We start from the raw sequence: 25,421 nt of genomic DNA, 5'->3' as shown, positions 1-25,421 counted from the left end.
ATGGCTCGCGTCCTCATCGTTGATAACGATCCAGTTTTTTCCGAAACACTATCATCTATTGTGACGGGCCTTGGTCATCGTAGCAAGCAAGTAAAATCCTTAAATGAAGCTTTTGCCTCCGGCCGCAAGCATGACACAGATATTGTGTATCTCAATACCCAGCTCCCAGATGGCAACGGTCTCCTTGCCATTGCACAATTCAACGCAATGCGTGGACACCCTGAGATTATCGTAATGACAGGAACCCCAACACCGGACGGAGCAGAAAAAGCTATCCGCAACGGTGCTTGGGATTATGTGGAAAAACAAAGCACTGTTGACCGCATGGTTCTTCCGCTCATCCGCGCCATTGATTACAGGGGAAAACGCCCAACGAAAAACGGTGCCGTAAAACTGAAGCGCGGTGGAATTATCGGTAATAGTGCGGGCATTAAAAAATGTCTGTCTCTCGTAGCTGAAGCAGCATCATCTGATGCGTCAGCCTTGCTGCTTGGAGAAACCGGCGTAGGCAAAGAAGTATTCGCACGCGCTATCCACGAAAACAGCCTGCGAGCTACAGGTCCGTTTGTGGCTGTGGACTGCGCGTCAATGTCTCGTACGCTTGCCAGTTCCATTCTTTTCGGTCATCGCAAAGGTGCATTCACCGGAGCTGATAAGGACAGGGAAGGTCTTGTCGCACAGGCAAACAACGGCACCCTATTTCTTGATGAAGTGGGTGAACTGCCGCTTGCCATGCAGAAAATTTTTCTTCGTGTTCTTCAGGAACACAGGTTCCGCCCTGTTGGCGCACGTACAGAAAAGACATCTGACTTCCGTCTTATCTGCGCCACCAATAGAGACCTTGATGAAATGGTTGCCCGCGGTACATTCCGAAGTGATTTGCTATTCCGAATCCGTACGGTTGTTATGGCACTCCCGCCGTTACGGGACAGAGCAGACGACTTACCCAAGCTCATAGAACACTATGTAAAGCAGCTCTGTGGTAAATACGGCATGCCGGCAAAAGGAATTTCTCCAGACCTCCTCGACATCGCCAAAAAATATCCATGGCCAGGTAACGTGCGTGAACTGATCCACACTCTTGAACGTGCTGTGTTGGCATCAAAAGACACACCTAAAATTTTCAGCCGTCACTTGCCGGATCACATTCGTATTAATATTGCCCGCGCTGCCGCTGATAGAACACAACGTGAAGAACCACCTATCCCACTGCACAAAGGAGCTTCCTGCGCTATCTCCGACGCTGAGCAGGGCTTGGACAACTACACAGTACGACTTGCTTCTTCTCCTAAGGAGCAAACACGTCCACGTCTTGTTCATCCGCAATCACCACCATCGTTACGCCCAAATGCAGAACCAAACTCCGTTGGAATATCTAACAACAAAGTTCACTCTTCAGAACTCCCTCGACAAGGGGAGCATTCTCTTGCTGCACCCATATCCTCACAGTCTGGCACTGAACACTACAGACAAGATTCCGCTTATCCGGACAAAAAAATAGGAAATTCCGCGATTGCGGACACTCTTTCTTCACCTGACTCCATCAAGCCTTTTTTCGAGTTCAGAGATGAGATCTTCACTCAATATCTTCAAAATCTCATGACGTTAGCTGATGGAAAGGTAGCAACGGCGTGTAAATTATCCGGCTTATCACGCTCATATTTATACGACCTACTAAAAAAATACACTGTCAAAAAATAAATTTTTATAGCCAAACTTGTCCGCAAATCTGCACAAAACCAAAAAACATGTCCGTAATCGCGGACGCCTTTGTCCGCAACCACGGACATTCAGCCAACTTTCTCTACATCTCGCATCGACAACCATTATCACTTACTATTAATTTATTTTTTTTTCTTGCGTATTAATAGGTTATGACAAATGGCACGCTTCTTGGTATAGAGAGGGGAGTGCAGGAGAAATGGTCTGCTCCTGAAAAGGAAACTTCCCCATGTGTTGGACAAAGTTAGGGGAAGCTACTTTTTTCGTACCGGCGAAAGCTATCCGGTTCCTTGATCGCTTTGTCGATTGAAAATACGCGCTACAGCTTGCTGTAGCGCGATTTTTTTTGTGACAAAAGCCACTTACTCTTTTTCTGTAACAACCTACTGTTTCATTATCTTTAACTAAGACGGTTCCTATTACACATAACAACTCACCTACTTGAAATTACTTTTGGTGTGGCGTACCACCACCCCAAGGAGATTTCATGTCACACGCATCCACCAGCACATCAACGTCCACGCCACGCAAACGCAAAGCTAAAAGCCCGGTTAAAGCGCTCATCATTGCAGCAATCTGCTGCCTAACGGCTTTAGCTGTCATTTTGACCAATGACCCAAGCCTGCTCTCATGGGGCAAAGCGTGGCCGGGGCTTGTACGTCCGCTATTGCGTATGCTTGGATTTCTGGGGATCGGCCTTATTGTCGGCATCGCTGTTGAAGGTATGGGCTGGGCGCCGCTTCTTGCCACTCTGGTGCGCCCTCTTATGCGGTTCGGCAACCTTAAAGATGAATCTGGTGCGGCATTCACTACGGCATTTTTCTCCGGAACCGCTGCCAACACGATGCTAATGACATTTTGGAAGGAAAAAAAAATCTCCCTGCAAGAAATGAAGCTGAGCTATCTAATTAACACAGGGCTGCCTGTTTTTCTCCTGCACCTTCCCACTACATTCTTTATTATTGTGCCGATGACTCGAACAGCTGGTATTATCTACCTTTCCTTAAATGGTATCGCCGCACTACTGCGTACTTTAGTTTTACTTATCTGGACCAGAATCAAACTGACACCTCATTCCACCGCACCTTCGCTAGAAAGGCAGCCTGAACTCCGGACTACTACCGCGGCAAAAGTATTAGGTGCATTTCGAAAGCGGTTCATTCGTATCTGTACCATTACAGCACCTGTTTATTTTCTTATCTATGCATTAAATCAGGCCGGAATGTTTGAATACATGCGTACAACTGCTGCCGGATGGGTTACATCTGCCTACCTTCCTGTTGAGGCCGTCAGTGTTGTTGTTTTTGCCGTTGCTGCTGAATTCACAACAGGTATTGCTGCAGCTGGCGCATTATTGGACGGCGGAGCGCTCACAACGTCACAACTTGTTCTTGCACTTGTGCTTGGAACAATTGTGGCCACACCAATCCGCGCATTACGTCATCAGCTTCCTTCGCAGACAGGTGTATTCTCCTTTAAGATTGGGTTTCCAATGCTGCTCATGAGCCAAGTATTGCGCATAAGCAGCCTTATATTTGTAACAGCCTTATATCTTTGGATAGTAGGATAATAATTTCAATTCTTGACCACTCAATTTTATTACGTATAAAGTACCTCACTTCAGGTGCTCATAGAGCCTAATAGGGAATCCCGTTAAAGTCGGGAGCGGACCCGCCGCCGTAAGTTCTGTTTAATCTTTCTCCACATTGTGCCACTGGTTTTTCTGGGAAGGTCGGAGAAAGAGGAACAAGCCGGAAGACCTGCCTGAGACTTTGTGGATATTCACACAGTTCTGTCTTCGGATTCCTAACCATCTTCTTTTCCGAAGCTGTGAATATCAGGCACAGTTTTGCAGACACGGGGCCTTGTCCAGCAAAACACACCTCGCTATCAGTGCGTACTTTCGCACTATCCATGCGTCATGTCCCCGCCCCAAACTTGGAGGCTTTTTGCCATGAACCGCAGTCGTTTTTTGCGACTCTTACTCGCTGTTACCCTTGTTCTCGTTTTGTCTTTCCCAGCTTTTGCAGGTCACGGACACGTTGAAACTCCTAAAAAGGGCATCCTGCTCGTAGCATTTGGTACATCCGTACCTGAAGCCCGTGTTGCTTTAGACAACATCGGTGAAGAAGTTGCCAAAGCATTTCCGAATACCGAAATCCGCTGGGCGTACTCTGCTGCGATGATCCGTAATAAGATTAAAAAGACAGAAAATATGATTGTACCTTCTCCTGCTACTGCCCTCGCGCAGATGGGTGATGAAGGCTTTACACATGTTGCTGTTCAGTCCCTGCATACAATTCCGGGACAGGAATTTTCTGACATCACAAAAACCGCTCTTGCATTCGACGGCATGCCTAAAAGCATCAGTCACGTTACTGTAGGCACACCGCTGTTAAACTCCCCTGCTGACGTAGAAGCAGTGGCTAAAGTATTGCCTACAACCATTCCTGCTGAACGTAAAAAAGACGAAGCAGTTATCTTTATGGGCCATGGCACCCACGATCCAGGCAACATCTACTACCCGGGTCTTGCTACCTACCTTCAGGAACAGGACTCCAACATCTTTGTTGGCACTGTTGAAGGCTACCCGACTCTCGACAACATCATTCCTAGCCTGAAAGCAAAAGGTATCAAAAAAGTATGGCTCATGCCGTTTATGTCTGTAGCAGGCGACCACGCACGCAACGATATGGCTGGCGACGAGGACGACAGCTGGAAATCCATTCTTAAAAAAGAAGGTTTCAAGGTACAGACTGTAATCAAAGGTACTGGCGAATTCGATGCTGTTGTTGCCCTGTGGGTGGCGCACTTGAAAGAAGCATTTACCGCTCTGGACTCTAAGTAATTATGACTGGAACAGTAGACATCGCACAGCGCCGCGCTCGCCGTTGCGCTCTTTTCGCCAGCTTCACAGCGTTAGCCTGTGCTGTGTCTGCTGTTCTGGCATCTGCGTACGGACCGCTTGATATCCCGCTCCAAAAAGCATTCAGCACTCTTGTACAACATATCTTCTCAGGCGCGCAGTCTGTTGAGACTACCAACTCAATTGTAGTGTGGGAAATCAGATTCAGCCGAATTATACTGTCGCTGCTCATTGGAAGCGGCCTTGCCATTTCCGGCACTGTATTTCAAGGAATTTTGCGCAACCCGCTTGCTGACCCGTTCACAATCGGTGTCTCTAGTGGTGCAGCCTTCGGCGCCTCTGTTGCCATTTTCTTTGGTCTTTCAGGTGCTATCCCGCACCTTGCCGGAGTTGGAGTTGTTCCTCTTGCCGCACTTATTGGTGCTCTTCTTGCCCTCGGGGCAGTTATCACTCTTGGCAGCATAGGCGGACAACTCAAACGCGATGCCCTTGTGCTTGCCGGTGTTGTAGTCGCTACATTTCTTGCCGCACTAATATCACTCATCAAGTCACTTGATGAAGATTCTGTGGCATCAATTGTGTTCTGGATTATGGGAAGCCTTCAAGGAAGAACATGGCAACACGTACAGCTCATTCTTCCTTGGTACGCCTTAGGCATTGCTATTATCTGGCGATTCTCCCGTGAGCTGGACATCCTCTCACTTGGAGAAACACAGGCACAGCAACTAGGAATGAACGCAAGCCGTGTTCGCCTATGGCTTCTGATTGGAGCCAGCATGATCACGGGCGCGTCCGTTGCTGTTTCCGGTGTTATCGGATTTGTCGGTCTTGTAGTGCCGCATCTGGTACGACTTATACAAGGTGGTGAGCACAGACCATTACTTGTAAGCTCTGCCTTTATCGGCGGATTGCTTCTTCTATGGTCAGATGTTTTAGCACGCACAATCCTGCCTGAAGGTGCTGAATTACCTGTAGGCGTTGTGACAGCACTTCTGGGTGGACCATTCTTCTGCCTGCTCCTGCATCGCACTATGAAACGGAGCAGCCAGTAATGTCAGGACATATTACCATTAACAATCTTTCTGCGGGATATGCCAACACACCAGTGCTGCATGATGTTTCTCTTTCTATTCAGCAAGGAGAAATGGTAGGGCTGCTAGGGCCAAACGGATGCGGCAAAACGACACTACTGCTGTCATTGTCCGGAGTCAAAAAACCGCTGAAAGGGGCTATTACTCTGAACGAAACGAGTCTATTACAGATTCCACCCAAACAGCGCGCCGCACAAATTGCATCCGTGCCGCAATACACTGGAGAAACCCCAGACATCGAAGCACTCTCCTTAGTGCTTATGGGGCGATACCCCTACATATCCGCCCTTGGTGGATATAGTGCTGAAGACAAAAAAATTGCTTTATCCTGCATGAAAGAGACTGCTACAAACGACTTTGCATACAGGTCAGCACGTGGTCTTTCCGGCGGTGAGTTTCAACGAGTGTTAATTGCGCGTGCTCTTGCTCAACAAGCAGACACCATGCTTTTAGACGAAGCGACTTCCGGTCTCGACATTGCCCGTACCATCGAAATATTTGACTTGCTGAAGCAACGACACAGCACTGGAACCACCGTTGTTGCTGCAATTCATGACATCAACCTTGCCGCCCTTTACTGTACGCGCCTTATCTTTTTGAAACACGGACGCGTTATTCTGGACGGCAGTGTTGAAGACGTTTTTACCGACGAAAACTTAACGACAATTTATGACACACCAATCCATACATTCAGGCATCCGGTTACCAATGCGCCTCAAGCATTTTTTACTCCCGGTTCTGCTGCTACTTTTCGCTAGCACAGCTCTCGCAAGTAATTCCACATCGGAAACTCTACCCACGCCTGTCAGCATCACAGATGATCTTGGCAGAACTATCGAGTTGCAACGCCCTGCAACTCGAATCATTGCGCTGTATGGAGCATTTAATGAAATGCTGGCAGAGCTTGGAAAAGAAGATACCATTATTGCCCGTACAAAGGCAGATGCGTTACCAGTTTCTATTCTTTCAAAGCCTTCTATTGGAACCCATATGCGCCCCAATCCAGAGCTTGTGGCTGGCCTGCGACCAGACATTGTGCTCCAGATGGGTGGACGGAAAAAAGCACTGGAGTCTGTCCGGATGCTCGAAGAGCTTGGCATCCCAGTTGCCTTTTTCTCTATAACCACATTTGACGAACTTTTTTCTGTCATAAAACGCCTCGGTACGCTGACTGGTGCCGAAGAGCAGGCAGAGCTTGTATGCAACAATCTGCAAGCACGGCTTGATCATGTTCAGCAACTACTCAAAAACACTGAACACAAGCCATCTGTTTTTTTTGAAGTACGCTATCCAAACCTTCTCGGTGCGGGAAATGCGTCCATTGTTAATGATATTATCAACCATGCAGGCGGCATCAACATTATGGATGCCGCTATAAAATTGGTTCGCATAAACGAAGAGGAAGTCATCAAGCGTGATCCGGAAGTATACCTTATTCAACAAGGTGCCATGAATCCGAATCCACAGCCAATACGAAAACGTGCTCATTTCCGCACAATCTCTGCTGTGAAAAACAACCGCGTCCATGTTATTGATGAATCCAGCTATTCACGTCCCGGCCCCCGTGCCGTATCCGCCGTAGAAGAGCTGGCAGCACTACTGCATCCGAACCGCATGCAACCGACTTCCCATATTTCAGGAGACATGTAATGCCCGCTTCCTTAGGCACACTTTACGGCATCGGCGTTGGCCCTGGTGATCCAGACTTACTTACAATCAAAGCTACCAAGGTATTAGCAGACGTCGATATCGTTCTTGCTGCTTCATCTACAAAAAACGACTACTCAACGGCACTCTCCATTGCACAGCCGCACATGAAAGGGAATGTTGAAGTTGTCCAGCTCGGGTTCCCGATGACCCGTGATGAAAAAGTCTTAATGGAAGCATGGAAACACAACGCAAAAATCGTTGCTGACCTGCTCAAGCAAGGTAAAAGCTGTGCGTTCCTGACCCTTGGCGATCCGCTCATCTACTCCACATTCGGTTACTTGAAGCGCACACTCGAAGCTCTTGATACAAACTTTGATATCTGCGTGGTACCGGGCATCACTTCCTATCAAGCTTCCGCAGCGCGCACCGGAACAATTCTCTGTGAATCCGGCGAAAACCTGCTACTTGCATCAGGCGTGCGCGCAACCGAAGACACAAAAAACCTCCTGAGTCACGTAGATAACGCCGTTATCCTCAAGACCTATAAGAACTTTGCAGAACTCAAAAATCTACTTCAAGAAACAGACAGAAAAGAGTCCGCAATCTTTATCTCTCGACTCGGAATGGATGGAGAAATCATCGCCCGCAATATTGATGATGCTCCAGAAAAGCCACACTACTTCTCTCACATGATTATTCCTGTGAAAAAGTAGATGTTTTCGTTGTCTCCGACGGCGCTTGCCAGCGGGGCTTTAAGAACCTTTCTACTAGAAAGGTTCTTAAAAATCTCCAACGACTTTTATCTGCGAGCCTAGCCCGTTGTTTATTCAACCTTGCGGCTTATGCTCCACGCCCTTTCATAGAATAAAAAAAGCTGTCCTCCGTGTTGATGGACGGCCTTTTCATTAGCAAGCCGCTAACCTATTAATCCACATGACCAATTCTGTAACCAATCTCCTTCACATATGAAGAGAATGTTATAGGATACAAAAAACCTAATAAATCTCCGGTAGCTTGCTCCAATCGGTTGTGTACTTAGGCGACAAGTTTTCTTGCTTCATTTTCCACGGCTGCCCTAGTCCTTCACCTGCATACTGGACAGTACCACGTCCGAACTTTTTATTAATGGCGTCTGTTACGTGCATAAGCCGTGCTTCACTTTCAGTCTGTCGTTGTGATTCTGTAGAAACAACTTCTAGCAATGATCCCTGCTGATTGCGCTTCAATTCCAAACCAGAAAGAAGCACACCTACTTTTTGGTACTGATGCCCAGCTCGGAAAATTTTTTGAAGCATTTCTGATGCATGATGCACAAATAACGGAGTAAAGTCTGTAGGCTTATCAAAAGTATGGGTGCAATACTCAGCGTGCTGATCTCCGGGCCGGTGGACACTTGTTTTAATAAAAACAGAAATTGTTGTGGCAAGCAGCCCTTCACGACGCAACTTTTCTGCGGCGCGAACCGTATAAGCAACAGCAGCTTCCTGAGCATGAGTCTTCTCTGTTACCGGTTTGCCAAAGGAACGGGAAGACCGAATACTTCTACGGGCTGCTGGTGCTTCATCAAGAGCAATTGAAGAAACCCCACGTAATTCTAAAGCAGTATACAACCCCGTAACTGTAAGCATTTTTTGCAACCACGCGTTATCTCTATCTCGTAACTGCCTTGCTGTCGTTACACCATATCGATAAAGCTTAGCCGCAGACTTGCGACCAATGCCCCAAATTTCGCTTACAGGAACATTTTCTAACAGAGCATCTATCTGTGCGGGCTGCGCCCATTTATCATTCATATTATAGACACCTGATGACTTGGGTGTTTTTTTGCAAATATGACTAGCGATCTTTGCAAGAGTTTTTGTTGGAGCAATGCCGATAGATACAGGGATACCGGTCCACTGATAGACTGTATTACGGATATGCTGTGCATACTCTGTGAGGTTGTAGGTAGAAAATCCATCAAGTCGCAGAAACGCTTCATCAATGGAGTACACTTCCATATCAGGACAAAACGTTCTAAGTATTTTCATAACCCGATCAGAAAGATCGCCATACAATGGATAGTTGGAGGAAAATACCGTTACGTTGTTGCGCTTGAGAAATGGCTTCTGCTTGAAATACGGCGCCCCCATTTGTACACCAAGCGCTTTTGCTTCATTGGAACGTGAAATGATACAACCATCGTTGTTCGAAAGAACCACAATAGGCTTATCGCGAAGGTCAGGTCGAAACACCCGTTCGCACGAGCAGTAGAAATTATTGCAATCTACCAATGCGTAGGCAGCTAGGCTCACTGTTTCTTCCTAAGTGAATGAATGACAGACGTGGCAACGCCCCACACTTCAAAACTTTCGTTGTGTGTTACCTCAATAGGTTTATAACGCGGGTTATCCGGCATAAGCGCAACACGCCCATTCTTCTGCCACAGACGTTTTACGGTGAGAGCACCATTCAGCACAGCAACAACAATTGAATTATGTGTCGGGGATACAGACCGATCCACCACAAGAATATCATCTGTATGAATTCCTGCACCAGTCATGGAGTCTCCTTTCACGCGCAGAAAAAATGTTGCTGGTGCGTTATGCACAAGCAACTTATTTAAATCGAGCGCCCCCTCCAGATAATCATCAGCCGGAGACGGAAAACCGGCATGGGCGCAAGACGTGTGCATTTGACCATATCCATCTGCTCTTGTGCTATTTTCTGGATAATCTGTCCTTCTTCTCATATAGGTACCTCACTTCGTACACTGCAATTGCAGCCTGACTCTATGTACAATAGAATACGTGAGAGATACCGGCCACGCGAGTGCAACGACGGCATATGTACACATTCAACTATACGCGACCGTAGTTATGAAAACTTTTTCTCTTTCTTCTTTTGATCCCCGTTTAAAGATCATCCTTGCTGCCACGATAGGTATTCTTACATGGCATGTTCCCGTGTATGCACTTTCTGCCTATGCAGGCTTCATCCTTATCCTCGGTATAACCAACCGTGTTCACATTGCTCTTGGTCGTCGAGCCATCGCAACATACATTTATTTTATTATCGTATGGGCAGGAATTAAATTTGCGCTGGACTGCACTTCACTCATCCAAGGTATTGCGCCAGATTACCAAGGAGCATTACAGGCAGCTGGTGTTCTGGCACTGCGGCTGACTATCCTTATTGGAATAGGCATACTGCTTGCCACAACAAGCTCTGCCAGACAGCTGGGGCTTGCACTTTCATGGTTTCTACGCCCGATACTTGGCAAACGAAGTTGGGAGCCTGCATTAAGTCTGGCGCTTATGATCCATTTTATCCCACTTATTCAACGTACATTCTCACAGGTCTTACAGGCCATAACACTTCGAAATCCTCCACGGTCAAAGTGGCAGCAATTCCTTCTTGTCCCGCAGGCAGTACTGCGTATCTGTGCACAAAAAACATGGACGCAAACCGTTGCAGTTGCAGCACGCAAACTGGATTCACCAGCGGCATGGAGTACATCACTTCCGTTTCGTTTCTCCGAAGTTATTATTTCCCTCTGCATTCTTCTGGCAGTATTTTCCCCAATTATTTTAAACCACATTTAATTCGATCTCTTCTTTATTCGTTAAGCATTTTATCTAGAATCTAATTTATTTGATACACACCTTGCTCACAATCGATTTTACTTGATCAGTATTTTATTTGACACTCAAGCTGTCAAAGCGTAGTTCTTTTGTTCATAAAAAATAAAAGGACTCCCTATGCTATTTGATTCTGTATTCATTATGGCACTGCAGAGTGCTCTCGTACTCGGTTTCATCCACGGGGTTAACCCATGCGGTCATTCGTGGCTGGTGCTGGCCCCATTTACTTACGGTGCCAAAAGTGGAAAACACGTATTCTCCCTTACTTCTGGCTTCATTCTAGGCACTACCATTGCCTGCATTACCATTGGCATTTCTCTAGGCTCTATTTCCTTAGCTATCCCTGCTTCATTTAAAACATTTGTCAACATCGGTACTGCTGGTATCCTAATCCTGCTGGGACTTATTCTTATCATTAAGCCCCACCTGCTTCACAGTCACGATCATGAGCATGAACACGGACACAGTCATAGCCATTCTCACGAACATCATGCACATAACCACCACGACCACCATCATCACCATGCGGAAAACTGCTGCGGTCATCACGCACCGGGAGACCCTGCGTGCTGCAACTCCCAACACGACACAAAACTCAAGCCACTAATTATCGGAAACACCGCTGTAGCTGAAGAACCTGCCTATACATTAGGTCAGCCTATCGGCGCGGTTTCAACAAACCAAAGTAACTTCACATTGGGACAAACGATTTCCCAGACAAAAAATGAGCACGGACACAGCCATCATCGTGGCTGCGGATGCTCAAGTAGTACTAAAATTACAAAAGTTACATTTTGGGGGCTGACAGTTTTTGGCTTCATCAATATGATCGTCCCCTGCCCAACCGTTGCGATTATGTATACATACGGTTTGGACTCAGGCAGCATCCTGAAAAGCACATTGGTATTCTTGAGTTATGCCATTGGCACAGGGCTAACACTTTCTGCTGTCATTTTCGCAATTTACAAGGCAACAAATGCATTGAATGCGCTTAACAAACCGTGGATTGAGCCACTCGTTATGCGAACCGCAGGAGTGCTGACAATCGTATTTGCTGTATACTCATATTTAGCTGACACGAATATGATCTAAAGGAGATCGGTGATGGAACTTGAAGAGTTAAACCACGCCATAGTTGAATTTTACGAAAAATTATCCTCTTGGGAGCATGACGTAGTTCGTGAAAAAGGGCTTACTCTGCCGCAAATTCATGCACTTGAAATTCTTGGCATACATGAGTCCATGCGAATGAAAGAGCTCGCAAGCTGGATGGGCACAACTACTGGCACCCTCACGGTGCTGATTGATCGACTGGAAAAGAAAGACTACGTACGCCGTTGTCCGCACAAAACTGACCGTCGTTCCATCATCATTGAACTCACAGATACAGGCAGACAAATGTTTCTTGAGCACGACAAACTGCATATGCAATTAACTGAAACAATGGTTTCTGACCTGTCTCAGGAAGAACGGGCCTGCCTCCAGCGTTGCCTCGAAAAAATGAACAAAGCGTTTTAACACGTTAGGCTGAGCTTCTTACAACTACTGTTGATGATTTAGCAGTAGGATTGTCACTGCCACCCTTAACTATGCAATATGATTTCTGGCAGTTGTACTCAGTAGAGTTGCTTGCTATTCACACCCGCAGGATTGCACATCAGAAAAATGATCGGCAGCGTATCATCACCAGGTACGTACGCTAAGGTCAATAGCGGAGTTGGTCTCATCATCTTGGACTCAACGTCATCATTTAAATAAAAAAAGGTGGAGCCTGTAAGCTCCACCTTTTTTTATTTCTATGCTTTCATTTCTTCAGTCAGTGCCCGCAATTCAAGCACCATTTCCTGCAAATCTTGTACAGCAATCGTGGCTGCCCCGAGCGTTTGAACGCCCTCATCAGTAATCGTACTGATCTCCGAAGACGCTTTGCTGATCTGCTCTGACGTTGCAGATTGTTCTTCTGTCGCAGTAGCAATGGCGGTTATCTCTCCAAGAGCTTCGTCCATCAAATCCTTGATAGCAACAAGCAGCTCTCCAGACGCTTCAGCCTTTGCAGTACCTTCGTTCACTGCTGCTGCAGCCTTCTCAACGCCTTCCGCCACACTAAAGGTAGAATTTTGGATACTGGCAACAGCTTCACTAACTTCACGCGTTGCCACGGTTGTCTTCTCTGCAAGTTTCCGAACTTCATCAGCAACAACAGCAAAGCCTCTACCAGCTTCACCGGCACGTGCCGCTTCAATCGCAGCATTAAGCGCCAGCAAGTTTGTCTGATCCGCAATATCAGAAATCACACTGATAACTTTACCAATATCTTCAGCATGTTTTCCAAGATCAGCCATCTGTTCATTCAGCACGTTGGCTTCATCATTAACCTTGCTAATCGCGTGAATAGTTTCGATTACAACCGCTGAACCTTCATCCACTCGTTCACTACAGACGCCTGTGCCTGAAGCTGCACTACTTGCATTTTTTGCAACTTCCAGAACAGTCGCATTCATTTCCTCAACCGCCACAGCGGTTTCAGACGCACGTTCCTGCTGAATATGTGCACCGCTGGTTGTCTCATTGATTTGAGAAAGCAAATTAGTTGAAGCAGTTTCTAATGAAGCAGCTACAGCATTGACTCTGTCAGCCACGGCAAGTGTCGCATTATGCTGCTCAGAAATACGGGCTTCCGTCGCTCTAATTTCTGTTAAATCATAATACAAGCCAAAGGCACCAAGAACATTTCCAGAAACATCATAAATAGGCGTCACTGTGTAATACAAAGTCAACTCAGTGCCGTCTAACCGATTCATCACGCCTTCTTCACGGATTTCCCTGGTGTCACGCACAGCCTGAAGCAATCTAGTTTCACGGCTGGCATCACCAAAGAACACTTCACCAGAAATTTTGCCAAGAAATTCATCCGGCACTCCAGGTCTCCCGAATAACTCCAGAACTTCCTTGTTCATGTAAGTCAGGCATCCGTCTGTATCCACAACACAGCACGGGAAGTTAATTCCCTTCAGCACACCCTGTGACATGCCAAGCTGCTCTTTTAACTCAACAGACATTTTCTGGAGATGTTCAGCTAACACATTTAGTTCATGACGGAAGTTACCATCAAGCTTCGCTTCAAAATCACCAGATGCAATTTTCTGAGAATATTCACCAAGAGCTGTCAGCGGGTTTGCGAACACTCTGCGAATGCCGAACAACAATATTATAGAAGCAGACAGTAATGTCACCACACCAATACATATAATGATAAGGCGCTGTTTATCTGCTGTGGCAACTAGTTCGGCACGAGGAACGGTTGTACTGATGTACCAACCGGTCTCACTGTTTTTAACAAAACGCTGAGACTTTTCGATTCCTTCATAAGTATAGTTGAAAATATTCTTCCCTGCGGCTTCTGCCTTCACAAGCATTTCATGTACGGAAGACCGTTTAAAAAGAATATCCTTATTAGGGTGCGCAACGATCGTACCCGAAGCATCCATTAAATAGGCGTAGCCAGACTCGCCAAACGCAACAGGATCAATATACCGTTTGCTAAATTTCCCCACGTTAGCAAACACAACAACCCCGCCAATAAGCGTGTTATCTACAAAATCATACAGTCGAGCACCCATGCCTAACAGACGATCTCCGATCACATCATCAGAAACAACATGCTGCGTTACGAATTGCTCATTGTTTGCATCAATAAGCTTTGATTTCCACAATACAGAACGCTCAGTATCGCCGTTCAACGAAGGACCGCTACGGGTAACGCCAGAGGTAATCTCCCCTTTGGCATTAAAAACAAAGACAGCCTCGACATCACTATTCAACTTGAGAATATTTTTCAGGAGCTTACGTCCATCTTCCCCTTCTACCCAAGCACTATTGATAACGTCTTCATGGCCGGCAAGATAGGCGACAAGCGAATGTATGTTAGCAGTAAACTGCTCCAAAGAAGTGTCTGCCAGCACCGTTTCCCTGCCCATTGCCTCCAGTTGAATGTCTTCAACAAGTTCACTTGTCGAAGATGAGACATACAGCACAATACACATCACCGAAACCGAAACGATGAGCAATACTGTTGCAACAAGCTCAGTAGCAATACTTTTTATGCGCACATTAAACCCCTGCTTTTCCCAATAAGACTTAAAACCCCAACATAGACGGACTCTATTTGATTAAACTGTCCCCTACAGAGTTTGGCAGCATATCAAATAGACATAAATCTCTTTTTTTCAATCAGCTACAAACATCGTTATCGTGCAGCTAGAGAACCGTATTGATTCTTATCGGTTAGTAGAAGTAAAACTTAACACAACAAAAGCAATAGGCTACGCAATAAAATTCACACAATCTATTTTTTAAAATACGCAATAAATTCCTGATTTCCCTTTGGCCCTTTAATACTGGAAGGCACAACTCCCACAAGCGTCAACTTCAGTTCATTTATAGCAAAGCCAGTCACATCATCTATTGCCTGCTTATGCAAAGCAGGATCGCGCACAACACCTTTTTCCGTCATTCCAGGCCCAAGCTCAAACTGCGGTTTAATCAACATCGCCAATTCGCCGCCATCACGGAGAAGTGCCACACACGGCGGAAGAATCAATTTTAATGAAATAAACGAAACATCGCCGACAATTAGATCGAGCGGTTCAGGAATGATAGTTTCATCAATGTTACGAAGGTTAGTACGCTCAAGATTGATAACACGGTCATCCTGGCGCAGTTTCTCATGCAGCTGTCCATATCCAACGTCTACGGCGTAAACTTTTTTTGCTCCGTGCTGGAGCAAGCAGTCAGAAAAACCACCGGTGGAAGCACCAGCATCAAGAGCAACTTTTCCAGATGGATCAATCCCAAAATGTTCAATAGCTGTAAGCAGCTTATACGCACCACGACTAACAAAACGCTCCACTCCCTTAACTTCAAAAAGAGAGTCTAAATCCATTTTCTGTCCCGGCTTTGCAACCGGCTCCGGATTTCCATTACGAATTACGTACACTTGACCCGCCATAATCAAGCGTTTTGCCTTCTCTCGACTATCTGCAAGACCCGCATCAAAAACAAGTTGATCGGCACGTTCTTTTTTTGCCATGTTATTTACCTTGACATTGGAGCAAGGGAAGCATACGCACTCCTTGCCGGTTATAATTACAAGATGGCGCAGGACATCTTAGACTGCGACGAGTCGACTATGTATTTAAACCATAGAGCACCGACTCGGTAAAAATTTCTTTGCACCTCGGCAAGGTTCGAAAACAATTCATTCCCCTGAGGTATGCAGACTAGTTAACTGCATTTTATGATGCCAGCGCTTATAAACCTAAGCGAACTGTCAACTACATCATCGTTTGTGGAGACTCAATAGATTTTTTCTTGCCTTCCAAACGCAACTGACGTAAGAAAATCCGTTCTGCATCTTCGTAGGAGTTAAATATGAAAAACGATATCCATCCTAAAGTGTTTAAGGCAAAAATTTCTTGTGCATGCGGTTACGAATCCGAAGCACTTTCTACCAAAGGTGAAGCAGTAGCAGTTGAGATTTGCTCTCAGTGCCACCCATTCTACACTGGTAAGCAGCGTTTCGTTGATACCGCTGGTCGTATCGATCGTTTCCGCAAGAAATACGCCAAATTCCAGAAATAGCACTTTTCTCGCATTTTTTGAGGCCGTCGCCAGACCGGCGGCGAATCTTCCTCCCCTTAAAGATTTTCTTTTTGGGGAGGAGTATTCTTTAGCTCTACTGCGAGGAAAAGATGACTACTCTCCGCAAAAATTTCCGCAAAATTTTATCAACCATACTTTCTGCAGCCCGATGCAATGTCGGTGGTCAGGCAGTTATGGAAGGCGTAATGATGCGCAATCAGGACCGACTTGCTATTGCAGTCCGCAAGGCAGATGGTTCAATTGTTGTGGATCAACGTCCATGGTTCACTTTTTCCAAAGCTGAATTCTTTAAGCGTCCTTTCGTACGCGGCTTTCCTATCCTTATTGAAACGCTAGTCAACGGCATTAAAGCTCTTAACTTTTCCGCAACACAGGCTGTGGACGCTGAAGAGGAAGAAGAACTTAAGCCTTGGCACCTTACCCTTACTCTCATCTGCTCCGTAGGCATTGCACTATTCCTTTTTGTTGTATTGCCTCACCTATTCTCTATCGGAATGAACTACATAGGGCTTGGTGGCGATGTAAACGGATTTTCGTTTCAGGTATGGGACGGCTTCTTTAAATTTGCTATATTCTTGGGATACATCATTAGTATCTCATTTATCCCTGATATTAAGCGTGTTTTCCAATATCATGGCGCTGAGCACAAGACCATCTGGGCATATGAAGACGGCAAAGCTGTAAGCCCTGGCTCTGCGGTTCTGCACAGCAGACTGCACCCACGTTGCGGTACCACTTTTATGCTCTTTGTTCTGTCTGTAGCGATCATTCTGCATACTATTTTAGTTCCAGCAATGCTTATGGCATGGACACCAGAATCGGCAGTAGTAAAACACGGTTTCATTATATTCTTTAAGCTGTTGCTTATGGCGCCAATCAGCGCATTTGCATATGAACTTATCAAATACAGCGCAAAGATTAATGACACATTTTTAGGCAAGATCCTCAGCGCACCAGGTATGATGCTGCAAATGCTCACTACCCATGAACCAGATTCACAGCAGCTTGAGGTTGCCATTGTTGCACTTAAGGAAGCCCTCGGTGACGAGGCTCCTGACGATATTTATACCCCTGAGTATACAGTAGCGGAGAAAGAATAATGTTAGCCAAGCTAGAACATCTTGAGCGCAAATTCGAAGACCTTGAACAACAGCTTAGCTCTCCTGAAGTATTTGGTGACCAGGAGCGTTACCGTAAGCTGACCAAGGCTCATTCTGATCTTAAAGAAGTTGTTGATGCATTCCGTAAATACCGCAGCATGCAGGAAGCTCTTGAAGAAAACAAAGAGCTTATGAATGATGGCGATCCGGAGCTTGCTGAAATGGCAAAAGAAGAAGTAAAAGAACTCGAGCGTCAACTTCCTGAAATGGAAGACCAGCTCACCATCCTTCTTCTTCCTAAAGATCCAATGGATGAAAAGAACACCATTCTGGAAATCCGTGCTGGTACAGGCGGTGACGAAGCAGCTCTCTTTGCTGGTGACCTCTTCCGCATGTACTCCCGCTACGCTGAACGTATCGGCTGGAAAATTGAACTGCTCAGCTCCAGTGAAACCGGAACTGGCGGTCTGAAAGAAGTTGTTGCACTCGTAAAGGGCGACAAAGTTTACAGCCGTCTCAAATTTGAATCCGGGATCCACCGTGTACAGCGTGTTCCTGCTACAGAAACTCAGGGCCGCGTTCACACCTCCGCTGCTACCGTCGCAATTATGCCTGAAGCAGAAGAAGTTGACGTTGATATCAAAAACGAAGAACTTCGCTTCGATGTTTTCCGTGCTTCAGGCCCTGGCGGTCAGTCTGTTAACACTACTGACTCCGCTATTCGTGTGACACACATCCCGACCGGCCTTGTTGTTTCCTGTCAGGACGAAAAGTCCCAGCACAAAAACAAAGCCAAAGCACTGAAGATCCTTTCTTCCCGCTTATTGCAGCAGGTACAGCAGCAACAGCATGACGAACTTGCTGAGCAGCGTAAATCTCTGGTTGGCTCCGGTGACCGTTCCGGCCGTATCCGTACTTACAACTTCGGACAGGGTCGTTGTACAGACCACCGCATCAACCTGACTTTATACAAACTTGACGCCATCATGGACGGCGACATCAACGAGCTGATCGACGCTCTTATCACTGCAGACCAGACTGAAAAGCTTAAAGCTCAGGCTGACGCATAAGACACGAGGGCATTATGGCGGTACAAAAACCCGCAAAGCTCACTATTCAAACGACACTCACAGCCTTCTCGGAATACCTTTCCGGGAAGGCTGTTGATTCTCCAAGACTCTCTGCTGAACTGGTATTACGCAAAGTTCTCGGAATCTCCCGTCTTGATATTCTTATCAACTCTGACCGTGAGGTATCCAATGAAGCCTACTATAAAATGGAGGCACTCATTCTCCGACGTGGCACTGGCGAACCAGCCGCATACATCATGGGGGAGCGAGAATTTTACGGGCGTCCATTCTATGTCAATTCGCACACGCTTATTCCGCGACCGGAAACTGAACATCTTATAGAAGCTGTTGTAGAACGTTTTGCTGATAAAGGTGAATTCCTGTTTGCAGATCTTGGCACAGGCAGCGGTTGTATTGCTACAACTATTGCTGCAGAACTTCCAAATGCATCCGGTGTAGCTGTTGACCTTTCAGAAGGGGCACTTAACACAGCGAAACGAAACCTTAAGGCACATAATGTAGGCAACCGTGTCACATGTATCCGTGCCGATTTCACCACACCGTTGTTCAAAAACAACACTTTTGACCTGATTGCCACAAATCCGCCATATGTCAGTCAATCAGAATATATAAAGCTAGACCCAGAAGTTCAGCAATTTGAACCCGCTTCCGCGCTAGTCCCTGGTACCAGCGGACTTGAACACGGGGTAAGACTTATAGAGCTTGCTTCAAATTGGCTTAAGCCATCAGGATTCTTCATCATGGAGATGGGATTCTGGCAAGGTGCTGATTTAATGAAAGAATTTCAAAAAAACGCTTCAGCATGGCGCGATTCAGCTATCATTAAAGATCTTTCAGGGCATGACCGATTTGTATGTGGTTATAAAGCATAAAACGGTGCTAAAAAGTCACATTGTGCTAAAAACACACAGTTAGCCCCTGTATTCTCTGTATAGAAAATTCATTAAATTCAATTTATTAAAACAAAGAAACCCTCTGGCACACTCTTTGCTTATGAGTGGCTGGAGGGATTATTTATGCTACAAAAGACAATTAACAAATCTATCGGATGCTCTGGTGTAGGCGTTCACAGTGGTAAAGTTGCAAAACTTACTCTTCACCCTGCAGCTGAAGACACAGGCATCATTTTTCATATACATGGCGAAGACGGTGTAAAAGTTGTTACACCTACTCCACAGATTGTAACTGCTACCCAGCTCGCAACTGTTCTTGGCGTTGGCAACACATCTGCCGCAACAGTAGAACATCTGCTTGCAGCTATTAATGGTATGCAGATTGATAACATCCGCATCGAAATTCAAGGCGGCGAAGTGCCAATCATGGACGGCTCCGCTGCATCTTTCATTTTCCTGCTTAAAGATGCCGGCCTGCGTGAACAGACTCGTCCACGCACTGTTAAGCGCATCAAAAAAGAAATTAATTTCGAACGCGATGGAAAACGCATCACCGCCAAGCCACATAAGGGTCTCTCCATCGACTACACCATTGACTTTGCACATCCACTCATCGGCGTGCAGACAATGTCCGTAGAAATTACCCCTGAAACATTCGCTACTGACATTGCAAAAGCCCGTACATTTGGTTTCTTCCGTGAAGTCGAATACCTTCGTTCTAAAAAGCTTGCCCTTGGCGGCTCCCTTGAGAATGCTATCGTTCTTGATGATTACGGCGTACTAAATGAAGACGGCTTACGCTTCCCTGATGAATTTGTTCGTCACAAAATCCTCGATTTCATCGGCGACATTTCCATGCTGGGCGCTCCTCTCGAAGGCCACTTTGAAGTATACTGCTCCGGTCACGCACTGAACAACCAGTTCCTGCGCACCATCGACGAGAATGCAGACATCTACCTTGAAAGTGTTACCGCTGAAACTCCAGCAGCAGTAGCCGCACCAGAAGTTGCTGCTTCCGCAGCTCCAGCTGTAGCATAACAAACCTCTACCCTCCGTTTTTAAACATTCGGCCGCCCTTTGGGCGGCCTTTTTTTACACCTCTATATAATGATGCACATAGCAAAACGGTCGCTACAACTTTAGGAACCGATCACGAAATAAAGTGAAAAACAGCATTACAATCGACTTATCTGTCCAATTATATTCAACCGTAAAAGCGGTAATATATAAAACACCAGCAGAAGATATTCTACTATAGTGTGACCGCACCCACATATGACGGTAAGCACCGCAGCATTCAGCAAGAGGTTTTCATTTTTTTAGTGGACAAATACCGTAAAATAAAAGAGTGTATACACTTGTTACATAGACATCCACTGTCTAACAGGCTGAAATCAAGAGATTATCCTCAGTCTATGCATATTTTCAACTGCTTGTTTTTTTTGACTTTTATAAAAAAGAACAAAAAAACATAAAAAAAAGTGTTTTTTTGCTTGCCAAAACTTTGGGCGGTATATAAACACTCTTCTCGTTGCTGGCGTAGCTCAATTGGTAGAGCAGCTGATTTGTAATCAGCAGGTTGCGGGTTCAAGTCCCATCGCCAGCTCCAGAACAGGTGGGGTTCCCGAGTGGCCAAAGGGAACAGACTGTAAATCTGTCGGCGTATGCCTTCGGAGGTTCAAATCCTCCCCCCACCACCAGTTGCTAAGTAGCAGGCTGTAGGAGACTCAAGTCGGAGAACTACGGCGCTTATAAGCGGGAATAGCTCAATTGGTAGAGCATCAGCCTTCCAAGCTGAGGGTTGCGAGTTCGAGTCTCGTTTCCCGCTCCAACTAGCCTGAGTTCTCCCTATAGCTTTTTGAATACGAGAAGCTCTCATAGCTCAGTAGGTAGAGCGCATCCTTGGTAAGGATGAGGTCAGCAGTTCAATTCTGCTTGAGAGCTCCATTAATTATTTTCGGATAACCGAGAAAAATTCATTGCCAGGGAGATTTACTCATGGGTAAAGAAAAATTTGAACGCAGTAAGCCGCATGTTAACATCGGCACCGTTGGTCACATTGACCACGGTAAAACCACTCTTACCGCAGCTATCACTAAAGTTGCAGCACTCAAAATGGGCGGTACCGCAGTAGCTTTCGACGAAATCGATAAAGCTCCTGAAGAAAAAGAACGCGGTATTACTATCGCAACTGCACACGTTGAGTACGAAACTGACGCACGTCACTACGCTCACGTTGACTGCCCAGGTCACGCAGACTACATTAAAAACATGATCACCGGTGCAGCTCAGATGGACGGTGGTATCCTCGTTGTTGCAGCGACTGACGGTCCTATGCCTCAGACTCGTGAGCACATCCTGCTCGCTCGTCAGGTTGGTGTACCAGCTCTCGTTGTATTCATGAACAAATGCGACATGGTAGACGACGAAGAACTCCTCGAGCTCGTAGAAATGGAAGTTCGTGAACTTCTTTCTTCTTACGATTTCCCAGGTGATGACATTCCTGTTATCCGTGGTTCTGCACTTAAAGCTCTCGAAGCTGATTCTGCTGACGATCCTGCTGCAGCTCCAATCCTCGAACTCCTCGACGCTTGTGACAACTACATTGCTGAGCCAGAGCGTGACATCGACAAACCTTTCCTTCTCCCAGTGGAAGACGTATTCTCCATCTCCGGTCGTGGTACAGTAGTAACTGGCCGTGTTGAGCGTGGTGTAATCACCGTTGGTGAAGAAGTAGAAATCGTTGGTATCAAAGAGACTCAGAAAACTACTTGTACCGGCGTTGAAATGTTCCGTAAACTTCTCGATCGCGGTGAAGCTGGCGATAACGTTGGTCTTCTCCTTCGCGGTGTTAAACGTGACGAAGTTGAACGTGGTCAGGTTCTTTGTAAGCCAGGCTCCATCACTCCTCACACCAAGTTTAAAGCAGAAGTATACGTTCTTTCTAAAGACGAAGGTGGACGTCACACTCCATTCTTCACCGGTTACCGTCCTCAGTTCTACTTCCGTACAACTGACATCACCGGTGTAATCGCTCTTGACGAAGGCGTTGAAATGGTAATGCCAGGCGATAACGCTGTATTCAACGTAGAACTGATCAACCCAATCGCTATGGAAAATGGTCTCCGCTTCGCTATTCGTGAAGGTGGCCGTACCGTAGGCGCAGGTGTTGTTTCTGAAATCGTGGAGTAATTCATGCGCGTTAATATCCAGCTCGCTTGCACTGAGTGCAAACGACGCAATTACGCGACCGTAAAGAACAAGAAAAACACTACTGCTCGCGTAGAGTTGAAGAAGTACTGTCCTTGGGACAAGAAACACACTCTGCATCGCGAAACTAAGTAAGTAGTTGTTATAAAAACGCAGGGGTGTAGCTCCAACGGCTAGAGCGCCGGTCTCCAAAACCGGATGTTGCGGGTTCGAATCCCTCCACCCCTGCCATTTTTCTTCCTTCTTACACGGCGAGGCGACAATGGCAAAAAAGCACTCAAAAAAAGCTGAAGTGAAAGCTGCTGAAGCTAACAAAGCAACTCAGCTTAAAGAGTTCTTCGAAGAGTCCCAGGTCGAAATTAAAAAAGTAGTCTGGCCCTCCCGAAAAGAGACAGTGACAACCAGCATTGCAGTGCTGGCTCTTGTTGTTGTTATGTCTCTATTTCTTGGCTTTGTAGACTTAGGTCTTACAAAGCTCGTAGAATACATTCTTTCCTAAACGGATATTCCTATGACCGAGGAACAAGCACCCGTAAGAAAAGCTCGTTGGTACATTATCCACACCTACTCTGGTTTCGAGCAGCGTGTTGAGCAGACCATCCAACAGATGATCCGCACTGGCGAAGCTCAAGGTGAAATTGAGGAAGTGGTTGTACCTACTGAGAAGGTGGTAGAACTAGTAAAAGGTGAAAAACGCACCTCTACTCGTAAGTTTTACCCTGGTTACGTTATGGTCAAAATGATCATGACTGACCTCTCTTGGCATCTTATTTCCAACATTCAGCGGGTAACTGGCTTTATTGGCGGCAAAAACCGCCCTACCCCGATGCGGGATTCAGAAGCAGCACGTATCCTCTCTATGATGGAAGCTCGTCAAGAACAGCCTCGTCCTAAGTTCAATTTTGAACGTGGTGATTCAGTACGCGTTATTGACGGACCGTTCGGCGGTTTCAACGGCGTCGTGGAAGATGTAAACTACGACAAGGGTAAGCTCAGAGTATCCGTATCTATCTTCGGCAGACAAACACCTGTCGAGTTGGACTTTGTTCAGGTAGATAAGGGATAAACAAGCACAATAAAGCACCTATCGCCACGTAAGTGGCGTTTGCTATAGAGGTATAGTGGTATGGCTAAAAAAGAAATTGCAAAAATTAAGCTTCAGATTCCTGCTGGTTCTGCGAACCCATCCCCACCAGTAGGTCCTGCACTTGGTCAGCACGGCTTGAACATTATGGAGTTCTGTAAGTCGTTCAACGCTAAGACCATGGATCAGAAAGGCATGATCATTCCTGTAATCATCACTGTTTACCAGGATCGTTCATTCACTTTCATCACTAAAACTCCACCTGCATCTGTGCTCCTCATCAAAGCTGCTAAAGTAGCTAAAGGTTCCGGCGAACCTAACCGTAACAAAGTTGGTTCCGTAACCGATGCACAGATCGAAGAAATTGCTACTCTCAAGATGCCTGACCTCAATGCTGCAGACATGGACGCAGCTAAGAAGATCATCGCAGGTACTGCTCGTTCCATGGGCATTGATGTTAAATAGCAATCTGTAAATCAGTTGGACTGCCGTTCGCCGTGTTTATAGTCACGGCTATTTTTATCTTAGATCGAACGGCAGGAGATTAACACAGAAGAAATAAGGATATTACTATGCCTAAGCATGGAAAAAAATACCGCAAGGCTGCAGAAGGTCTTGAGATCAACGCACGCTTTGCAGTTGAAGAAGCGATGGCTAAAGTAGTTGATTCTGCTTTTGCAAAATTTGATGAAACTGTTGACGTTGCTATCAACCTCGGCGTTGACCCAAAATACTCTGACCAGATGGTTCGTGGCGCTTGCTCCCTTCCACACGGTCTTGGTAAAGATGTGCGCGTAGCAGTATTCTGTAAAGGCGAAAAACAGGCTGAAGCTCGTGAAGCTGGTGCTGAAATCGTTGGTGCAGAAGATCTCGTAGCAGACGTTAAAGAAGGCAAGCTCGACTTTGACAAAGCTGTTGCAACTCCAGACGTTATGGCTCTCGTAGGTCAGATCGGTCGCGTACTCGGCCCTCGTGGTCTCATGCCTAACGCAAAAACTGGTACTGTTACTTTTGACGTAGCAAACGCAGTTAAAGAAATGAAAGCTGGCCGTGTTGAATTTAAAGTAGACAAAGCTGGTGTTCTTCACGCTCCAATCGGTAAGGTTTCCTTCGGCGCTGAAAAGCTCATGGACAACCTCAAAACCGTCCTTGAGAACGTGAACCGTCTTAAGCCATCATCCGCTAAAGGTACTTACATGAAGGCTATGTCCCTCTCCAGTACCATGGGTCCTGGCTACAAAGTAGACCCTACTCTCATTCGCAAGTTCATCGAAGGCTAGTTCTTCGGTAAATGATATTTAGTAGGAGCGAAGCTTCTCGTTTCGCTCCTGCTTTTTGGCAGAGGACTGGAATTCTGAGTCGAAGACAGTAGGCATTTAAGCCCTACCGAGACAATTTGGCTTAGTTTTCCATTGGCAAATCCCCCTTAG

Annotated in this window: 25 protein-coding genes, 5 tRNA genes and 1 riboswitch; of the genes, 26 read left to right on the top strand and 4 right to left on the bottom strand. The window is 46.2% G+C overall.

Annotation, left to right across the window (positions count from 1 at the left end):
• From BUR09_RS09750 to cobI, 7 genes are all read left to right on the top strand, one after another.
• Positions 1 to 1,701, top strand: coding sequence for a sigma-54-dependent transcriptional regulator (locus tag BUR09_RS09750; protein ID WP_074216748.1), 1,701 nt, complete (start codon positions 1 to 3; stop codon positions 1,699 to 1,701).
• 508 nt (positions 1,702 to 2,209) lie between these two features.
• A complete protein-coding gene (locus BUR09_RS09745) occupies positions 2,210 to 3,292 on the top strand; it encodes a nucleoside recognition domain-containing protein (protein WP_074216747.1) in 1,083 nt (360 codons plus the stop codon).
• 35 nt (positions 3,293 to 3,327) lie between these two features.
• Positions 3,328 to 3,504, top strand: a riboswitch (cobalamin riboswitch).
• 172 nt (positions 3,505 to 3,676) lie between these two features.
• Positions 3,677 to 4,570 (top strand): sirohydrochlorin cobaltochelatase, encoded by an 894-nt coding sequence (locus BUR09_RS09740; protein WP_074216746.1) that lies wholly within the window; start codon positions 3,677 to 3,679, stop codon positions 4,568 to 4,570.
• A gap of 2 nt (positions 4,571 to 4,572) precedes the next feature.
• On the top strand, positions 4,573 to 5,640 hold the full coding sequence (locus BUR09_RS09735; RefSeq protein WP_139296804.1) for a FecCD family ABC transporter permease: 1,068 nt from the start codon (positions 4,573 to 4,575) through the stop codon (positions 5,638 to 5,640).
• Positions 5,640 to 6,437 (top strand): ABC transporter ATP-binding protein, encoded by a 798-nt coding sequence (locus tag BUR09_RS09730; protein WP_074216745.1) that lies wholly within the window; start codon positions 5,640 to 5,642, stop codon positions 6,435 to 6,437. Before BUR09_RS09735 ends, BUR09_RS09730 begins: the two co-directional genes overlap by 1 nt.
• Positions 6,349 to 7,329, top strand: a complete 981-nt coding sequence (locus tag BUR09_RS09725; protein ID WP_245796723.1) for an ABC transporter substrate-binding protein — start codon at positions 6,349 to 6,351, stop codon at positions 7,327 to 7,329. The genes BUR09_RS09730 and BUR09_RS09725 overlap by 89 nt, the downstream gene beginning before the upstream one ends.
• On the top strand, positions 7,329 to 8,042 hold the full coding sequence (gene cobI, locus BUR09_RS09720; RefSeq protein WP_074216743.1) for a precorrin-2 C(20)-methyltransferase: 714 nt from the start codon (positions 7,329 to 7,331) through the stop codon (positions 8,040 to 8,042). The genes BUR09_RS09725 and cobI overlap by 1 nt, the downstream gene beginning before the upstream one ends.
• A 282-nt stretch (positions 8,043 to 8,324) precedes the next feature.
• Here cobI and BUR09_RS09715 read toward each other — a convergent pair whose 3' ends face one another.
• Together BUR09_RS09715 and BUR09_RS09710 are read right to left on the bottom strand one after the other, a co-directional pair.
• Entirely contained in the window at positions 8,325 to 9,623 is a 1,299-nt protein-coding gene (locus BUR09_RS09715) for a Y-family DNA polymerase (RefSeq protein ID WP_074216742.1), read from the bottom strand.
• The gene (locus BUR09_RS09710; RefSeq protein WP_084539423.1) at positions 9,620 to 10,060 is read right to left on the bottom strand and encodes a LexA family protein; all 441 of its coding nucleotides are present in this window, start codon (positions 10,058 to 10,060) and stop codon (positions 9,620 to 9,622) included. The genes BUR09_RS09715 and BUR09_RS09710 overlap by 4 nt, the downstream gene beginning before the upstream one ends.
• A gap of 127 nt (positions 10,061 to 10,187) precedes the next feature.
• On the opposite strand from BUR09_RS09710, the gene BUR09_RS09705 reads away from it, so the two are divergent.
• The 3 genes from BUR09_RS09705 to BUR09_RS09695 all read left to right on the top strand — a co-directional run bounded on the left by BUR09_RS09705 (position 10,188) and on the right by BUR09_RS09695 (position 12,470).
• The gene (locus BUR09_RS09705; protein WP_074216740.1) at positions 10,188 to 10,913 is read left to right on the top strand and encodes an energy-coupling factor transporter transmembrane component T; all 726 of its coding nucleotides are present in this window, start codon (positions 10,188 to 10,190) and stop codon (positions 10,911 to 10,913) included.
• A gap of 156 nt (positions 10,914 to 11,069) precedes the next feature.
• Positions 11,070 to 12,044, top strand: coding sequence for an urease accessory protein UreH domain-containing protein (locus BUR09_RS09700; RefSeq protein ID WP_074216739.1), 975 nt, complete (start codon positions 11,070 to 11,072; stop codon positions 12,042 to 12,044).
• A 12-nt stretch (positions 12,045 to 12,056) separates the two neighbouring features.
• Complete coding sequence (locus BUR09_RS09695) at positions 12,057 to 12,470, top strand: MarR family winged helix-turn-helix transcriptional regulator (protein ID WP_139296803.1); 414 nt, start codon at positions 12,057 to 12,059, stop codon at positions 12,468 to 12,470.
• Between the two features lie 278 nt (positions 12,471 to 12,748).
• On the opposite strand, the gene BUR09_RS09690 is transcribed toward BUR09_RS09695, so the two are convergent.
• Positions 12,749 to 15,061 (bottom strand): methyl-accepting chemotaxis protein, encoded by a 2,313-nt coding sequence (locus BUR09_RS09690; protein ID WP_074216737.1) that lies wholly within the window; start codon positions 15,059 to 15,061, stop codon positions 12,749 to 12,751.
• Positions 15,062 to 15,297: 236 nt separating this feature from the next.
• Entirely contained in the window at positions 15,298 to 16,041 is a 744-nt protein-coding gene (locus BUR09_RS09685) for a TlyA family RNA methyltransferase (RefSeq protein WP_074216736.1), read from the bottom strand.
• Positions 16,042 to 16,382: 341 nt separating this feature from the next.
• Between BUR09_RS09685 and rpmE the strand changes: the two genes are divergently transcribed.
• The 16 genes from rpmE (at position 16,383) to rplA (ending at position 25,271) form a co-directional block, all read left to right on the top strand.
• Positions 16,383 to 16,592: a 50S ribosomal protein L31 gene (rpmE, locus tag BUR09_RS09680; protein ID WP_074216735.1), complete on the top strand. Its 210-nt coding sequence runs from the start codon at positions 16,383 to 16,385 to the stop codon at positions 16,590 to 16,592.
• Positions 16,593 to 16,702: 110 nt separating this feature from the next.
• Positions 16,703 to 17,713 carry a DUF1385 domain-containing protein gene (locus BUR09_RS09675; protein WP_074216734.1) on the top strand — a complete coding sequence of 337 codons (1,011 nt, stop codon included), beginning with the start codon at positions 16,703 to 16,705 and terminating at the stop codon, positions 17,711 to 17,713.
• Entirely contained in the window at positions 17,713 to 18,783 is a 1,071-nt protein-coding gene (gene prfA / locus BUR09_RS09670; RefSeq protein WP_074216733.1) for a peptide chain release factor 1, read from the top strand. The genes BUR09_RS09675 and prfA overlap by 1 nt, the downstream gene beginning before the upstream one ends.
• A 14-nt stretch (positions 18,784 to 18,797) precedes the next feature.
• On the top strand, positions 18,798 to 19,676 hold the full coding sequence (gene prmC, locus BUR09_RS09665; protein ID WP_084539422.1) for a peptide chain release factor N(5)-glutamine methyltransferase: 879 nt from the start codon (positions 18,798 to 18,800) through the stop codon (positions 19,674 to 19,676).
• A 144-nt stretch (positions 19,677 to 19,820) separates the two neighbouring features.
• A complete protein-coding gene (lpxC, locus tag BUR09_RS09660; RefSeq protein WP_074216732.1) occupies positions 19,821 to 20,735 on the top strand; it encodes a UDP-3-O-acyl-N-acetylglucosamine deacetylase in 915 nt (304 codons plus the stop codon).
• Positions 20,736 to 21,230: 495 nt separating this feature from the next.
• Positions 21,231 to 21,306, top strand: a tRNA-Thr gene (locus BUR09_RS09655).
• Positions 21,307 to 21,311: 5 nt separating this feature from the next.
• Positions 21,312 to 21,397 (top strand) — tRNA-Tyr (locus BUR09_RS09650).
• Between the two features lie 55 nt (positions 21,398 to 21,452).
• Positions 21,453 to 21,528, top strand: a tRNA-Gly gene (locus tag BUR09_RS09645).
• A 40-nt stretch (positions 21,529 to 21,568) separates the two neighbouring features.
• Positions 21,569 to 21,644: transfer RNA gene (locus tag BUR09_RS09640), tRNA-Thr, on the top strand.
• Positions 21,645 to 21,695: 51 nt separating this feature from the next.
• Complete coding sequence (tuf, locus tag BUR09_RS09635) at positions 21,696 to 22,889, top strand: elongation factor Tu (RefSeq protein WP_074216731.1); 1,194 nt, start codon at positions 21,696 to 21,698, stop codon at positions 22,887 to 22,889.
• 3 nt (positions 22,890 to 22,892) lie between these two features.
• The gene (gene rpmG, locus BUR09_RS09630; RefSeq protein ID WP_074216730.1) at positions 22,893 to 23,042 is read left to right on the top strand and encodes a 50S ribosomal protein L33; all 150 of its coding nucleotides are present in this window, start codon (positions 22,893 to 22,895) and stop codon (positions 23,040 to 23,042) included.
• Positions 23,043 to 23,061: 19 nt separating this feature from the next.
• Positions 23,062 to 23,138 (top strand) — tRNA-Trp (locus BUR09_RS09625).
• A 31-nt stretch (positions 23,139 to 23,169) separates the two neighbouring features.
• Positions 23,170 to 23,406, top strand: coding sequence for a preprotein translocase subunit SecE (gene secE / locus BUR09_RS09620; RefSeq protein WP_074216729.1), 237 nt, complete (start codon positions 23,170 to 23,172; stop codon positions 23,404 to 23,406).
• A gap of 12 nt (positions 23,407 to 23,418) precedes the next feature.
• On the top strand, positions 23,419 to 23,973 hold the full coding sequence (gene nusG, locus BUR09_RS09615; protein WP_074216728.1) for a transcription termination/antitermination protein NusG: 555 nt from the start codon (positions 23,419 to 23,421) through the stop codon (positions 23,971 to 23,973).
• Positions 23,974 to 24,033: 60 nt separating this feature from the next.
• Positions 24,034 to 24,456: a 50S ribosomal protein L11 gene (gene rplK, locus BUR09_RS09610; RefSeq protein WP_074216727.1), complete on the top strand. Its 423-nt coding sequence runs from the start codon at positions 24,034 to 24,036 to the stop codon at positions 24,454 to 24,456.
• 107 nt (positions 24,457 to 24,563) lie between these two features.
• On the top strand, positions 24,564 to 25,271 hold the full coding sequence (gene rplA / locus BUR09_RS09605) for a 50S ribosomal protein L1 (RefSeq protein WP_074216726.1): 708 nt from the start codon (positions 24,564 to 24,566) through the stop codon (positions 25,269 to 25,271).
• Positions 25,272 to 25,421 lie beyond the last annotated feature (150 nt).

Origin of the sequence: Halodesulfovibrio marinisediminis DSM 17456 (assembly GCF_900129975.1) — a bacterium.
GTDB classification, from domain to species: Bacteria; Desulfobacterota; Desulfovibrionia; order Desulfovibrionales; family Desulfovibrionaceae; genus Halodesulfovibrio; species Halodesulfovibrio marinisediminis.
This window is presented reverse-complemented; position numbering and strand designations above follow the sequence as displayed.

Bases quoted from the DNA above. Each gene is read 5' to 3' on its own strand.
- BUR09_RS09750 (WP_074216748.1), top strand. From the start codon at position 1: ATGGCTCGCGTCCTCATCGTTGATAACGATCCAGTTTTTTCCGAAACA.
- BUR09_RS09745 (WP_074216747.1), top strand. From the start codon at position 2,210: ATGTCACACGCATCCACCAGCACATCAACGTCCACGCCACGCAAACGC.
- BUR09_RS09740 (WP_074216746.1), top strand. From the start codon at position 3,677: ATGAACCGCAGTCGTTTTTTGCGACTCTTACTCGCTGTTACCCTTGTT.
- BUR09_RS09735 (WP_139296804.1), top strand. From the start codon at position 4,573: ATGACTGGAACAGTAGACATCGCACAGCGCCGCGCTCGCCGTTGCGCT.
- BUR09_RS09730 (WP_074216745.1), top strand. From the start codon at position 5,640: ATGTCAGGACATATTACCATTAACAATCTTTCTGCGGGATATGCCAAC.
- BUR09_RS09725 (WP_245796723.1), top strand. From the start codon at position 6,349: ATGACACACCAATCCATACATTCAGGCATCCGGTTACCAATGCGCCTC.
- cobI (WP_074216743.1), top strand. From the start codon at position 7,329: ATGCCCGCTTCCTTAGGCACACTTTACGGCATCGGCGTTGGCCCTGGT.
- BUR09_RS09710 (WP_084539423.1), bottom strand. From the start codon at position 10,060: ATGAGAAGAAGGACAGATTATCCAGAAAATAGCACAAGAGCAGATGGA.
- BUR09_RS09705 (WP_074216740.1), top strand. From the start codon at position 10,188: ATGAAAACTTTTTCTCTTTCTTCTTTTGATCCCCGTTTAAAGATCATC.
- BUR09_RS09700 (WP_074216739.1), top strand. From the start codon at position 11,070: ATGCTATTTGATTCTGTATTCATTATGGCACTGCAGAGTGCTCTCGTA.
- BUR09_RS09695 (WP_139296803.1), top strand. From the start codon at position 12,057: ATGGAACTTGAAGAGTTAAACCACGCCATAGTTGAATTTTACGAAAAA.
- BUR09_RS09685 (WP_074216736.1), bottom strand. From the start codon at position 16,041: ATGGCAAAAAAAGAACGTGCCGATCAACTTGTTTTTGATGCGGGTCTT.
- rpmE (WP_074216735.1), top strand. From the start codon at position 16,383: ATGAAAAACGATATCCATCCTAAAGTGTTTAAGGCAAAAATTTCTTGT.
- BUR09_RS09675 (WP_074216734.1), top strand. From the start codon at position 16,703: ATGACTACTCTCCGCAAAAATTTCCGCAAAATTTTATCAACCATACTT.
- prfA (WP_074216733.1), top strand. From the start codon at position 17,713: ATGTTAGCCAAGCTAGAACATCTTGAGCGCAAATTCGAAGACCTTGAA.
- prmC (WP_084539422.1), top strand. From the start codon at position 18,798: ATGGCGGTACAAAAACCCGCAAAGCTCACTATTCAAACGACACTCACA.
- lpxC (WP_074216732.1), top strand. From the start codon at position 19,821: ATGCTACAAAAGACAATTAACAAATCTATCGGATGCTCTGGTGTAGGC.
- tuf (WP_074216731.1), top strand. From the start codon at position 21,696: ATGGGTAAAGAAAAATTTGAACGCAGTAAGCCGCATGTTAACATCGGC.
- rpmG (WP_074216730.1), top strand. From the start codon at position 22,893: ATGCGCGTTAATATCCAGCTCGCTTGCACTGAGTGCAAACGACGCAAT.
- secE (WP_074216729.1), top strand. From the start codon at position 23,170: ATGGCAAAAAAGCACTCAAAAAAAGCTGAAGTGAAAGCTGCTGAAGCT.
- nusG (WP_074216728.1), top strand. From the start codon at position 23,419: ATGACCGAGGAACAAGCACCCGTAAGAAAAGCTCGTTGGTACATTATC.
- rplK (WP_074216727.1), top strand. From the start codon at position 24,034: ATGGCTAAAAAAGAAATTGCAAAAATTAAGCTTCAGATTCCTGCTGGT.
- rplA (WP_074216726.1), top strand. From the start codon at position 24,564: ATGCCTAAGCATGGAAAAAAATACCGCAAGGCTGCAGAAGGTCTTGAG.